The 12,841-nt window shown below is 57.3% G+C and carries 10 protein-coding genes and 4 pseudogenes; 6 read left to right on the top strand and 8 right to left on the bottom strand.

Translation table 11 applies throughout. The annotated features are described in order from the left end of the window. A partial coding sequence (locus tag EN742_RS09260; protein ID WP_128332708.1) for an IS110 family transposase occupies window positions 1-930 on the bottom strand: 930 nt, incomplete at its 3' end. A gap of 234 nt (window positions 931-1,164) precedes the next feature. Here EN742_RS09260 and EN742_RS09255 point away from each other — a divergent pair. Further along, window positions 1,165-1,308, top strand: a pseudogene (locus EN742_RS09255) (aminocyclopropane-1-carboxylate deaminase/D-cysteine desulfhydrase family protein); the annotation flags it as partial. A gap of 492 nt (window positions 1,309-1,800) precedes the next feature. Here EN742_RS09255 and ectB read toward each other — a convergent pair. Continuing rightward, window positions 1,801-3,105, bottom strand: a complete 1,305-nt coding sequence (gene ectB / locus EN742_RS09250) for a diaminobutyrate--2-oxoglutarate transaminase (RefSeq protein WP_245492279.1) — start codon at window positions 3,103-3,105, stop codon at window positions 1,801-1,803. Window positions 3,106-4,164: 1,059 nt separating this feature from the next. Here ectB and EN742_RS09245 point away from each other — a divergent pair. Then, a complete protein-coding gene (locus tag EN742_RS09245; protein ID WP_128332707.1) occupies window positions 4,165-4,587 on the top strand; it encodes an SET domain-containing protein-lysine N-methyltransferase in 423 nt (140 codons plus the stop codon). A 465-nt stretch (window positions 4,588-5,052) separates the two neighbouring features. On the opposite strand, the pseudogene EN742_RS39240 reads toward EN742_RS09245, so the two are convergent. After that, window positions 5,053-5,300, bottom strand: a pseudogene (locus tag EN742_RS39240) (transposase); the annotation flags it as partial. Between EN742_RS39240 and EN742_RS38025 the strand changes: the two are divergent. Further along, window positions 5,217-5,570 carry a hypothetical protein gene (locus EN742_RS38025; protein ID WP_189375249.1) on the top strand — a complete coding sequence of 118 codons (354 nt, stop codon included), beginning with the start codon at window positions 5,217-5,219 and terminating at the stop codon, window positions 5,568-5,570. The pseudogene EN742_RS39240 and the gene EN742_RS38025 overlap by 84 nt on opposite strands. On the opposite strand, the pseudogene EN742_RS09235 reads toward EN742_RS38025, so the two are convergent. The 4 genes and pseudogenes from EN742_RS09235 to EN742_RS09220 all read right to left on the bottom strand — a co-directional run bounded on the left by EN742_RS09235 (window position 5,454) and on the right by EN742_RS09220 (window position 9,487). Further along, window positions 5,454-6,627 (bottom strand): annotated as a pseudogene (locus EN742_RS09235) (IS110 family transposase). The gene EN742_RS38025 and the pseudogene EN742_RS09235 sit on opposite strands and share 117 nt — an antisense overlap. A 10-nt stretch (window positions 6,628-6,637) precedes the next feature. Beyond that, window positions 6,638-6,788: pseudogene (locus EN742_RS09230) on the bottom strand (transposase); the annotation flags it as partial. A gap of 24 nt (window positions 6,789-6,812) precedes the next feature. After that, on the bottom strand, window positions 6,813-8,054 hold the full coding sequence (locus tag EN742_RS09225) for an acetyl-CoA carboxylase biotin carboxylase subunit family protein (RefSeq protein WP_128332705.1): 1,242 nt from the start codon (window positions 8,052-8,054) through the stop codon (window positions 6,813-6,815). A gap of 485 nt (window positions 8,055-8,539) precedes the next feature. Further along, window positions 8,540-9,487, bottom strand: coding sequence for a hypothetical protein (locus EN742_RS09220; RefSeq protein ID WP_128332704.1), 948 nt, complete (start codon window positions 9,485-9,487; stop codon window positions 8,540-8,542). Between the two features lie 463 nt (window positions 9,488-9,950). Between EN742_RS09220 and EN742_RS09215 the strand changes: the two genes are divergently transcribed. The 3 genes from EN742_RS09215 (at window position 9,951) to EN742_RS39230 (ending at window position 11,662) form a co-directional block, all read left to right on the top strand. Continuing rightward, window positions 9,951-10,136, top strand: coding sequence for a hypothetical protein (locus EN742_RS09215; RefSeq protein ID WP_128332703.1), 186 nt, complete (start codon window positions 9,951-9,953; stop codon window positions 10,134-10,136). An 809-nt stretch (window positions 10,137-10,945) separates the two neighbouring features. Beyond that, a complete protein-coding gene (locus EN742_RS39235; protein WP_245492278.1) occupies window positions 10,946-11,161 on the top strand; it encodes a hypothetical protein in 216 nt (71 codons plus the stop codon). A 192-nt stretch (window positions 11,162-11,353) separates the two neighbouring features. After that, window positions 11,354-11,662, top strand: a complete 309-nt coding sequence (locus tag EN742_RS39230; protein WP_245492277.1) for a hypothetical protein — start codon at window positions 11,354-11,356, stop codon at window positions 11,660-11,662. A 9-nt stretch (window positions 11,663-11,671) separates the two neighbouring features. Here EN742_RS39230 and EN742_RS09205 read toward each other — a convergent pair. After that, on the bottom strand, window positions 11,672-12,841 hold a 1,170-nt coding region (locus EN742_RS09205; RefSeq protein WP_128332702.1), incomplete at its 5' end, for an acetyl-CoA carboxylase biotin carboxylase subunit family protein.

Genomic DNA, 12,841 nt, shown 5'->3' with positions numbered 1-12,841 from the left:
ATAGGGCTTCTTCGTCAGAAGCTCGGCGGCCCAGCGGGTAGGCGCTGCTTTGCCCTTGCGGCTGAACCTAAGAACGGCATGTGCGCCAACTACAAGCAGTCGACGGATATAGGGATCGCCCTGCTTGCTGATCCGGCCGAGCCTATCCTTTCCTCCGGACGAGTTCTGTCGCGGCACGAGGCCAAGCCAAGCCGCGAGTTGCCGGCCGGATTTGAACAGGGAGGCGTCTGTCACGGTTGCAACGATCGCGCTGGCGGTGATTGGACCGATGCCGGGGATCGTTTCCAGTCGCCGGCTCAGTTCATTCGAGCGGTGCCAGTCTTGAATCTGATGATCGAGCTCACGGACCTTCTCGTGTGCCGCCCGTAGCTGTTCGACCAAGGGAACAAGCGCATCTCGGGCAAGCGGGGGGACAAGCTCGTTATTCTCGTCTTCGGCGAGCCCGATCAGCATCCCGACGCCGGCAATGCCCTGGCGCGTCACAATCCCGAACTCGGCCAGATGGCCGCGCAGCGCGTTCACCAGCATGGTCCGCTGTCGAACCAGAAGCTCACGAACTCGATGCAACATCAGTACACTTTGCTGTTCCTCGCTCTTCACCGGAACGAAGCGCATTGACGGCCGGGTCACCGCCTCGCAGATCGCCTCCGCGTCCGTCGCGTCATTCTTCTGTCGTTTGACATATGACTTCACATAGGAGGCTGGCATCAGCCGGACCTTATGACCCAGCCCCATGAGAACGCGCGCCCAGTGATGGCTCGTTGCGCAGGCTTCAATGCCGATCAGGCATGCCGGCAAAGACGCAAAGAATGCGACGACATCGTCGCGACGCAACTTCCGGCGCACAACCACCGCGCCCTCCGCGTCCACGCCGTGCACCTGAAAGACGTGCTTGGCGACATCCAGACCGATTGTGCTAACCTTCTCCATGGACGGCTCTCCCTCATGTGACGTTCGACAGCCACACTTTGGCACATTGCGATGCCGGGAGCGGAGGCCGTCCACCACATCAGGTCACTTTGCGTAAATCGATTTCGATGGAGTGCATCTACGGTATGGGTGCGGTCATCACATGCGACTAAGAACCAAACCCAGACCCCATACAAATCGCGCAACGCGCCTGCAAAGTCGACGTTCAACCGCTTATGAGAAGTACACGATTGCGAGAAGCTCGACCACCTCGGCAAGTGGGGCGGCATGGTCGAAATCTAGGCCAAACACGAGGACTGCCACTCAGGTCTCCATTTCCGGAGAAACAAGCTGCGCAAGCTCGAATACATCATCCCCGATGCGATCGCGTCAGATGCCGGCCGGTCGCCGGTATCCTCTGCTATTTCCACATCGACGTCGCCGGTGCGGACCGACAGGCAAGCTACCTATGTTCGTCACCATCGGTCGCAGCTCAAAGCTTCGAGGTTCACCCGTATCGAAGGACTTCGTGCTGCGCCTGATCGCAGCCGTTCCGTACAAAACCAAAATCCACACCGTGCTCACCGATAACGCCATCCAGTCACCACCCCCGCGCCGGCGGTTCACCGTGCCACTGATCGAGAGGTCATGGACATCATCTCGGCCTAAAACGGCCGCAGGCTTCAAGAACTCAACGGGCTCACGCCCTATGAGTTCATGGGCAGGGGCTGGGCCGGACAGCCCGAACGCTGCAAGCTCAATTTACTCCAGCATATGCCGGGACCAACTATACTGAATTTCGATCGAGGCGTACGGCTCGGATATCCACGGCGATCTCGCGACGGCCGCCACTGAGAGCCACCTGGATACACAGCTCGACTGATTTAACTGTCAACCTGCCCCACCGAAACACGTAGTCTGCTCCAGCGTTTCGCTCAAAGACTGGTCGAATATGTCAAGGCCTCGATTTACCGTCTCAGTATCGATCGTAAGTGCCGGCAAGAATTTTACGACCTGATCGACGGGTCCACATCGTTCGATCATCAACCCCCTCTCAAACGCTGTACGTGCGGTTGCCTCAGCGACTTCTGCCCTTTGACAATCGAAACCCAACGCCATGCCCCGCCCGCGAACAGGGAAAACATTTCCGTGCTTGAGGGAAATGGCTTCAAGTCGGGCTCGCAAAAATTCTCCCATGCGCTGAACACTCCGGGAGAACGCCTCATCCTGCCAATAAATGTCTAGAGCTGCAGTTGCAGATGCAAGTGCAAGGTTATTTCCACGAAACGTGCCTGTGTGTTCTCCTGGCTCCCATACATCGACCTCCTCTTTGATTAGCAATACCGATAGTGGAAGACCGTAGGCGCTTAGCGATTTTGATAGAATGACAATATCTGGTGAGACCCCTGCAAATTCGAAGCTGAAGAAATCTCCAGTGCGCCCGCACCCCATTTGGATATCGTCGACGATGAACAGAGCATCGTTTTCTTTCGCCGCCGCTTGGATTGACCGCAACCATTCTTTGCGAGCTACGTTTATACCGCCTTCGCCCTGCACACATTCGACGAGAATAGCGGCCGGAGGATCAATGCCGCTGCTTCTGTCAAGAAATACCTTTCGCAGGTAGTCGGCAGTGTCAAAATCCGGGCCAAGGTAGCCATCATATGGCATGAAAGTTACGCCGGATAGAGGAAGCCCGCTGACTTGCCGACAAAAACTGTTTCCCGTCGCAGCAAGTGCCCCTAAACTCACGCCGTGATACCCATTAGTGAAAGAAACTACGTTGTGACGTCCAGTGAATTTGCGTGACAGCTTGATGGCCGCTTCAACGGCGCTAGCACCCGTTGGCCCGGTGAACTGAATCCGATATTTCATTCCTCGTTTTCCAAGTATGACAGAGCTGAAGGCTTCCATAAACCCGAGCTTTGCAGGAGTGGCTAGGTCAAGCCCATGTATCATGGCATCGGACAGTAGGTATTTTGTAATAGCCTCTTTTATCGCATGATTGTTATGGCCGTAGTTTAGCGCTCCAGCACCAGATAGGAAGTCAATAACGCTCCTTCCGTCGTCTGTTAGCATAATAGAGCCGCGCGCAAGGCTGAAAATAGCTGGAAAGTTACGTGAGTATACCCGCACGTTCGATTCCAAACTCTCGAGGACCTGCATATTACGTGTGTGACCAGTCGCTTGGCCCATATTTGACTCCTTCGTCAAGAAACTAGGTAAGAGTATGCTCTTTAATTGAAACGAAACGGAAGGTAGCGCTTGTCTCAGCGTCTTTCTGTTCACCTATTTTGTTTTCGCAAAGCGGCTCTATCTAACTGGCGAACGGAACGAATGAACCTACCAACCCAGGTAGTCTTTCAAAGCCGCGCGCACTGCGACCGAAGTTTGCCTCCGATGATCTGCGGGCGGACGAACCCGCGTCGATTGAAATTCGGACTGATGAGATTGACCTCCTGGCGGTTTTGCGTGAATTGGGCTGAGGCAAAGGCGGGCGATCTGGCGCGCAAGCATGAGGATCTCCTCGTGCGAGATCATGAACAGCGCATCAGCTTCTCTACGCCATAATCCTCACTGCCATAGGTGGAAACCTCATCCGACGAAATGCCCATCCCTGGTTTCAAACTGATCCTGACTCTGGTCTGAGCTTCGACTTTCTGAGGCGGAGCGGTGGCACGCCGTCTAAATTGACGTGGTCTGGAGAGGGCGCGCAGATGTTGGAATGTCCGAGAAATTAACCGGAGAACATTGTAGGCGTAAAAAATTATTGTGCAGTGTTAAACGGCAATGCAACATTCTTAATTTAAATATAACGTTTCGCTTCGCGCTGAAGTGATAGAACTTCGGCGACGTCGGACTGTCTATAACGGCCCGCAGCCGCACCCTCACGGCCGACAGCTTTGCGCACCTGTGGCCGCCCCTTTTGCAGAACTCTGACGCACACAATCCACCCCTTCAAAGTTGGAGCCTCCGGGCAAACCGGGCGGCTCACTCAAAGTAAGCAACCAAAGTCGCCCACGCGTACTGGTAGGTATAACGAGCTTGAGAATGGGCTATTAGCTATCGAAACAAAGTTTGCAAAATGAGTTCTGCAGCGGCGACATAGCCAGCCTCGTAGGTGAGCGGTGATCGACACCGTCCATCGACTTCTTTGAAGTCAGCATTACTGGTGAAGCTAGGCCGGAAGCTCGATGGCGCCCTTCGTTGGTGAACAGTCTAGGAGGGGCGTCATGCTCAGCACCGAAAGGGAACATGATGGTTGATAGGATTTTTGATCGCAGCAACGCAGTATATGTGAAAAATGTACCCGGAAAAGGTCGGGGTGTATTTGCTAATGTTCCGTTCAAGATTGGAGACTTAATTGAGTGTGCCCCAACATGGGGGTTTGACGATGTGGCAGGAAGTCTGATAGATAACACGGGGCTATTCGAGTACTACTTCGTACGTCATCGTCGGAAACGCGAAATTGATCATAATACAGGATACGTTGTTTTCGGTTTTATCGCGATTGTGAATCACTCGTTGAATCCAAATGCAAAAATAATCTGGAGCGATCATGACTCCGGCGCGTGGGCAAGCATTGTCGCAACGAGGGACATAAAGGTGGACGAAGAAATAACGCACCACTACACGAATGTCTCTGCATATCCTCCTCATATCAAATTCATTGAGTGACGTGCCGCGATGATTCGCGGCGATGCCGAGAGACATGGTCGCTTAGACTCGACCATCCCGTCTTGTTGTTTGCCGGCGTCCAACATCCTTGCTTTAGAAAATGGCGCTCGGCCACGATCGCTTACGGCCCTTGATATCTGGGGCTCTTTGAAGGATCACGCAATCCGAACTGCGCAAGCCTCGTGCGCACAGCGCGCAGGTCTACATCCGACAGTCGAAGCCGGTCAGCTGACGCATTATCACGAGAGCCAAAGCCGGCAATATGTGCTCGTCAACGCGTCAAGCAGCTCGGCTGGACCGATTTCACCGACGACGCTGGCGGCGGATCGCACGCCTCGGTTTTGAGCGCCTGCTGGCCGCGATCTGCGAAGTGCGCGAGCGCAAGCGGCGCCGCGTGCGTGCAGCGCTTTGAGCTTGTGCAATGTATCCTGTGTTGTTGGCGGGAAGGGTTCGGGTCCTGCGGCGTCATCGGGCCGCGGCGCGTATTCGGGCGTGTGCCAGTGCGAATTCGTCGGCATAGGGACCCTCGAAGCCATCGCGACCTTGATGCGCCGTGACCGAGACGCGGAACTGCGCACCGATTCAGTAGCTTCAATCTGATCGTGCCGCAGGTGGCCTCGGCGAGCCGTGTGGACGAGGCCGAGGCGGCGCAAGGCGCAAATGAGCACGTACGCCAACGAGGCAAACCAAAGCCGCAACTGATTGCGCGCATAGTATGGGCGCTGGTGCGATCGATCCGCGCCCATGGCCTTGCGAACGAGCGCTGCCAGACCTTCCGCTCCCTGCGGAAGTCGACCGGCTTCGTCGCCACCATGATCTTGACCGCGCCCGTCGGCCCGATCACGACGTCGCCTTCAGTGTGCGGATCACTGCAGCACCGTCTTGGTTTCGGCGCCCCGGCCGACGCGAACCGCGATGCCGTCGATCTCAAGCTCGATCATGCCGGCATCTCGAGTGGCTTTCCGTTTCCGCTGCTTCGGTGAACGGCCAGCTACAGGTTCCGCCGCCGCCATGAAGCCGACCAGTTCGCGGGCTGTCGCCGTGCAGACCACTGTCGTCTTCTTGCCTCGTCCGCTCTCGGCGCGTGCCTATAGGTCCATGCGCTCTCGACCAGCATATGACGAACGCGGCCATTCCCTGCCTTGGTGATACCGCCCCGTCTGACTGTCTCTCCGGTCGACCGCTCACCAGGAACAAGGCCAACATAGCCCATGAGCTGGCGCGGGCTTTCGAAACGGATCAGATCCACACCACGTAATGTCTGCAGCGCCCGCACGACCGGCGCCAGCGACCAGGCTGGAACGAACTCCTCGATCACACGCTCAAGCCGCTCGGCCCGCTCTTTCGAGATGCGAACCGCCTCGACCATCTCCTGGAGCGCAATCTGATGTGCGGGATGATCGAACTGCTGCGACTGCAGCCAGCAGAGATAGCGCATCGTCCAGCCCTTTTTGCGCGGAAAGATACGTCCGTGCTTGAGCATGAAGGCGCTCACACGCTGCCGGTGGACCCGAAGTGTCTCAACTGCGCCCGCCCGCGCGCGGACGAGATCCCGCATGGCTTCGTGGTCTTCATCGGGACCCCATACCGCCGTCAGTTCGCCGGCGCGCAGCAACCTGGCCAATCCGAGGGCATCCCGGCGGTTTGTCTTCACGCGATCGCTGGGCTTCTCGGAATCAGCGACGGGGCGACTACGGTGCATTCGTGACCCAGCGAACGGATCAGCCGATAGAGACCATAGCCGGTCGGGCCGGCCTCGTAGCAGAAATGGACTCGATCGAACCTGGTGGCGATCCGCTGGATGACTCGGCGCATGCTCTCATCCGAGACGTCGACTTCGCCGAAGAAGCGAACTTCTACCTCCCGGCCGGCGTCCGCAACCGCGATGGCGTTCCTCAGCTTTGCGACATCAATTCCGACAAATGCTTCCCTATAATCTGCCACGGCTCGTCCTCCTGTGATGAGGATCGGCTCGGCCCGCCCGAGCAACCCTCGGACGCGCAGTGTAGGGCGAGCCACCTCACCGGCAGAAGCGGACATACGGTCTTACCATGAGCTGGCGCGGGCTTTCGAAACGGCGCACGTCGCCAATCTCGGTGGCAACCGTCCACGGCAACGATCAGATCCACACCACGTAATGTCTGCAGCGCCCGCACGATCGGCGCCAATGACCAGGCCGGAACGAACTCCTCATCACTCGCTCCAGCCGTACCAAACGGCGACAGTCATCTCTGATCTGGCACCGCCTGCACAGGTATGATCGACCAACCGATTAGGTCGATGGCACGCTGAAGTATGGCCTCGGCCCGAGTGCGTTCCGGCGAAGCGACAATGACATGTCCGATCATGTCTAAGTAATCGCCTTTTCGGGTGATCAGGGTCCCGGGCTCAACATAAAATCTGACTTCCGCGACACCCGGTACAGCAGCCGCCCGACTGGTGCCGTCGATCGGAGCAAGGATGCCGTCGCCATCGGGAACTAGGAACTGCGCTATCGCAACGCGCGAATGCCTTGCGCGCAGATCGCAAGCGTTGCCAATGACAAGTTTTATGTGCTCGTCGATGATATTTACACCGTAAGCTAGCTGAACCAGCCGAGGAGTGGTCCAACCCGGAAGACGCGCATTGACTTCTATTACGACTGGGCCACGCTCTGTCCATCGGAATTCAAGGTTTGCAGGTCCCCAGCCAAGGTCTAGAGCTCGCAAGCAGTTTAGCGAAACATCCACAATGCGCTTACGCTCCTCTTCGGTCAGCTGGGCCGGAAACGTGCTCTGGCAAGGGACGAAATGCGGTGGGCGGCCAAAGTCCGCGGCACCGATCGCAACAACCGAATTTCCCATCGTAAGGACGTCATAGAATGGGCCTTCTGCAAATTCTTCGACGAGTACCTTTGGCGAAGACAGCCACGGATACTTCTCGCCCAGCAGATACCTTGTATGTTCGGCTAACTCATCGGCATCGCGGCACAATCGAACGCCGCTGCTGCCGCTGCCTTCGGACGGCTTAACTACAACTGGCCAGCCGAGTGCCGAGGCGGAGGTTTCTATCTCCGTCGCATTCGCTGCCAACCGGTAAGCAGGCACTGGCACGCCGGCCCGCGCGAGGATCTGACGTTGAGTGAATTTATCGCTGCACCGTTCAACTGATACGGGATTTTGTCCCGGTAGAGCGAAATGCCGGCAAAGCTTGGCAATTGTCACATGGCGCGACTCATGGAGGCCGCCAAAAGCAATGATGCCACAAATATCATAGGTCGCACGCAGCCGAGCGCATGCGTGCGTCAGCGCATCGAGATTGTCTGTATCGACACGGATTGTCTCGACGCCTTCCGCCGCTAGATAGTCGTACTGGGTCGGATCACTCGCCAGGGCAATTGGATGAAGCTCAAGACGCTGGGCTGCTTGAACGTAAAGTAGACCATTGGCTCTATGACCTCCAACTAAAATGAGTGCTCTTCTTGACATTGGCTTCCACCTTGCTTGCGTTCGATGCGGTAGCCTGACCGTCGATCAGCATCAGCTTTTCTTTCAGCATGCATACCTTATATATTCCCCCCCCCACAGGGCGGATACTATGGCATCTGGCAGTTGACATTCCCGCTCGTGGCCAACGAAAGCACCTGCCTCCTTGACAGGCACCTCTTGGCCGCTGCGACGAGCCGATGCACGGCCGGTGACGAGCCGTGGTGTGGAGCCCAAGGGCATTTAAAGGCCGCGATCCGCAACGATGCCTGCTGCGTGTTCATCGATGACATCACCGACCGGCAAATGCCCACAACTGATTCGAGTCAGAGAAATCCCCATTCAGGAGCTGCCTCAACGCAGAGGGCGTCAGGATGACGCGCACCTCGGCTTCACTTGCCCAAGTCTTTCTTGCGAAGCTCACCTGTCGGCCGGAAAGACGCTCGACAGATTTGCCCTCCACGCTGTGCCTGCCAGACCTCCAAATCTCAAGTCGTTGTTATTTGAGCCGTCAGAAGCATGTCAGAAATATCTGAATACACGAGGGGCAGTTTTGGAACAAGATGCTTATTGTTTTTATCGATGAACCGGAGAAACTCTTCGTCGTACATTGTCACATAGTTTATCTTTCCGCCTGCGGGGTCCGAGAGCACTGGGATTGAGGACAGATCCACTATCGTGCGCGGCTCCAACCTCAAAATCGCGCTCTGGAGAATGGCTTGGTATTTATCATCGACATCGGTGGTTGCGATTACAACGATCGACCGAGGTTCGCGGGTGTGCCCAATCTCCGCCGGGCGCATCAGGACGACTTCCATTTCAGTCATGGTACGGAGACGTTTCCGAAGTTTCTTGGGGTTCCGCGTTATGATTACCGTTGAACGGAAACGATCTCCCATACCACTCCTGATCAGTTCGCGGCTCAGCATGCCCGCCCCGATCATGTAAAGGTGGTGGGGTAGCTCTCCATCCCGGAATCGATCAGCTATGATATCTCGGACGATCTGGTCGTAGTTGAAGGATGCAATGAGCCGCTGTCTCTTTCGTGCGGCGCAACCTATATTAATCGCCAGCCTTGCGAGCTGGAAAATGGGAAGATTGGGGTCAAGAAACTCGATAGCTTTCGCCAACTGATCGCTGATGTAATTCTCGCCCAGGATCTGCGAATGGGCGCCGGACGCAATCTCGGCGAGACGCTGCGCAATAGCGGCCGCACCTTCAACGCGTTCGCATGGAACGTCAGAAAATATCGTGCTATCCATATTTTCGAGTGCGGGTTCCTCACCATAGACCTCAACCCGTAAGCAGGTTGCGACCAGGAGAACGCCGTTTCTCGCAAGATCGTTTCCAAGTGGTTTGATCTTGGCCGAATGCTGCGCCATCGCGGAAGGCGAGGTCATCTGGTGATCAACGTAAAGGCCCAGAAGTTCGCTCATGGTTTCCTCTTGAATTGATTGAAACTAACGCGGCTATCGTGGAGGTATTTCTTGAGCTCGAGGTCTTCCGCTGAAACTTCCTTCGCTACGAGATAAGATCAGCATCCTGGGCCAGCCGAGCCGAAGCGGCTTTGGCATCACCACCGACGAAGAGCGCAGACTTCGTGCCAAATTGGCGGCTCGAACCGAAGTGGATGTGTTTTTCCTGAAAGTTCAAAGGTTTCCAGGAGGAGGGTGCGGACGCCAAGCCCTTCCGCACTGAGTCGCGGCCTCGACAAACGCGACATGTGCTGTCAGGGATGTAACACGAAGAGTGTCGCGCACGAGAACGGCTCGACCGGTGAAGTGCTAAAGTTGCTGGAACTTGAGGCTGGGCCCATGCCGAACGGCGTCTTTCGACGCCAGCGGGTCGCTCGCAGCTGATGAAGCTTGCAACCCGCCTGATCGAGCAGGATCGCACCGGATGCTCACTCTCGGCGCCAGGGCGCCGGAAGACCGCTGGCCCGAGTTCAAGGCCGCACCACCGCTGCTTATGTTGCAGGCCATTGGCCGCGATCTCGCCGCCGGTCTGGTCAAGGACTACGAGGCAGAGCTGCCAGCGCGGTCGCCTGCTTCATGGACGACTTCGAAGCGGCAATCGCGCACATGAGAATGCTGATCACCACCGCCGTGCCATTCAGAGCCGCGAACCTTCTGGAAACTCTATTCCTCGAGGAGCGGCGCCGGCTACCATTGTGCTCCAGATGAAGCAGGCAGATCGGCGAGACCGGCTCGGTGTATTCGACAAAACCATCGAGGGGACGAGGCATCGCCATCAGGAACCGTGCGTCCTCGGCCCGAACATCCTCGTTTGTTCCCCGCTCTTCGTGAGGGCAACCGGGATATCCCGGCACCTGGGTAGCAAAAAGGATCGGCCGAGCTGTTCTACGGCTGCTTTCATCCTACGTCGGGAAGACATGGCTGAAGAAATGCCGCACAATGGCCTGCGTACGAGTTCTATCGATCATGCTGCGCCAGCTAGGGAGGTGCGCCATGCGTCGTGCCCGCGAGCGGCGCCATCGTCATCATGCTCAGGAGCCTGAAGATGCATGGCACTGACCGTTGCATCCCGTTCGGGACCGAAAACCTATCGGCAACATCTCAGGTTTGAGGCAATACAAGGGGGCCAAATCCTCACTTCCCGTGACAATGCGGATGGCGCGGGAGGGGCTGCCCGGCCAATTCGGCGACGGCTTGCCGTCAGCCATCCGCGATCGATCGCAAGTCGCAACACGGGCGGAATTGGCTGAAGCGATTATCGAACGCTATCGATCAGCCGGTCCGACAAGCCGCGGATCTTGGATGAGTTTGTTGCTATCACCGCAAGCACGCGATCCATGTGCTCGGCGGTCGTGAGACGAAGCCGTCTTCCGATTGGCGGCATGCCGCCCGTTATGGCGTTCGGTTCGAGAGGTTCTGGTGGTGTTGTGGGAGGCGGCCGACCGCCCCTGCTCGAAACAACTGAAGCGGCTGATCCCCGTCTTGCTGCCGGCGCTTGAGCGGTATGGCCAGCTTGGTGTGCATGGCGAGCGTCGCGACAAGCTGCTGACGATCAGCGCGGCAAGGATGGATCGGCTCCTGTCCCAGGTGCGTGTTGTGGCGCGCAACGGGCAACCCCGTCGCACCGGAATATGAGTTCGGCGGCCCGCCGATCGGTTCCGATCCGCACTTTCGGGGCACTGCAACGACCCGCCGCCCGGTTGACGGCGCCATCGTCCGTAGACTGGTAGGCTACCGAAGATTCGTAGGTGCAGATGGGACGGCAACGCTCGTTCGTCTCTATGACACGGTGCTCTTTACGGCAATCTGTTCCAGCCGTCGTTCAACTTGCGGGAGAAGACCCGGATCGGCGCCCGGGTGGTCAAGCGCTATCACCCGCCAGCGCCGCCCGTCGCGGGACACGATCAACGCCGATGCTGGCTGGGGCAGATCGCGGCAGCGGGCAAGGCCATGCGTCAAGGGCCTGGCACCAGACCGGGCAGCGTCCTCACCTATCTGCCCCACGAGCACAAGAAAGCTCGCTCTGGGTCAAGCCGCATGACCAGCACCATGGCCGCCCTTTTTTCCGAACTTGGCGCACGCAATCTTCAATTGCTGCTGTGCTTTCGCGGCTGTTCGGCCATGCCGGCGCGGTAGTGCCGCAGACTATTCCTTATCCGAAAGGCTCAGAAATGGTGTGATCGACCAATCGATTAAGTTGACGGCACGCTGAAGTATCGCCTCGGTCTGAGCAAGGCTGGGCGAAGCGACCAGGACATATCCCAAATAGTCTCGGTAATCGCTTTTCCTGACGATCGGCGTCTTGGGTTCAACATACAATTTGACCTCAGCCACCCCTGGTAGAGCAGCCGCCCGACCGTGCCCATCGATCCAATCAAGTGTGCCATCGCGATCAGGAAGGAGGGACCGCCAGGCCGCCACATGTGAGTGCCTTCTGCGCAGATTCCATCCGTCGCCGATGACAAGTTTGATGTGCTCTGTGACCAGATCGACGCCGTAAGCCAATTGAACCGGTTGAGGACCGCCACTAAGGCGCGGATTGACTTCAATGACGACTGGGCCGCGCTTTGTCCACCGGAATTCAATGCAAGTTGGCCCCCAGCCAAGGCCGAGAGCTCGCAAACAGCTCAGCGAAACACCGGCGATACGCTTATGCTCGTCATCAGCTAGCGGCGCCGGAAAGATGCCCCCATTAAAGACGAAATGCGGTGGGAGGCCGAAGTCACAGGCCTCAATGCCAATGACCTCGTTTCCCATTATGTGAGCGCAATAGTAGGGGCCTTGTGCGAATTCTTCGACCAATATCCTCGGCGAGGAACGCCATATGTGCTGCCCGCCCAACAGGTAGCTCGTATGTTCGGCTAGCTCGTCGACGTCGCGGCACAATCGGACCCCGTAGCTGCCGTTGCCTACGGCTGGCTTGACAATCACTGGGAAGCCGATTGCCGCGGCAGCACTTTCTACGTCTGTCGCATTCATTGCCAGGCGATAAACTGGCATCGGGACGCCAGCCTCAGCAAGGAGCTGACGTTGAGTGAATTTATCGCAGCATCGTTCAATCGATGTGGGGTTCGGTCCGGGTAGACCGAAATGCCGGCAGAGCTTGCCAACTGTCGCGTGGACCGACTCGCCAGGGTTCGGAAAGCCGGTAAGGCCAGCAATGTCATAGACCTCATGTAGCCGGGAACATTCGTGGATCAACGCATCGGGGTCGTCTGTATCGATACGGACTGCCTCAAGCCTCTCCGCCGCAAGATAGTCGTACTGAGTTGGATCAGCCGAAAGGGTAACTGGATGAAGTCCAAGACGCTGAGC

This window comes from Mesorhizobium sp. M4A.F.Ca.ET.020.02.1.1 (assembly GCF_004022645.1).
GTDB lineage: Bacteria > Pseudomonadota > Alphaproteobacteria > Rhizobiales > Rhizobiaceae > Mesorhizobium.
This window is presented reverse-complemented; position numbering and strand designations above follow the sequence as displayed.

Bases quoted from the DNA above. Each gene is read 5' to 3' on its own strand.
- ectB (WP_245492279.1), bottom strand. From the start codon at position 3,105: ATGGGCCAAGCGACTGGTCACACACGTAATATGCAGGTCCTCGAGAGT.
- EN742_RS09245 (WP_128332707.1), top strand. From the start codon at position 4,165: ATGATGGTTGATAGGATTTTTGATCGCAGCAACGCAGTATATGTGAAA.
- EN742_RS09225 (WP_128332705.1), bottom strand. From the start codon at position 8,054: ATGTCAAGAAGAGCACTCATTTTAGTTGGAGGTCATAGAGCCAATGGT.
- EN742_RS09220 (WP_128332704.1), bottom strand. From the start codon at position 9,487: ATGAGCGAACTTCTGGGCCTTTACGTTGATCACCAGATGACCTCGCCT.
- EN742_RS09215 (WP_128332703.1), top strand. From the start codon at position 9,951: ATGCTCACTCTCGGCGCCAGGGCGCCGGAAGACCGCTGGCCCGAGTTC.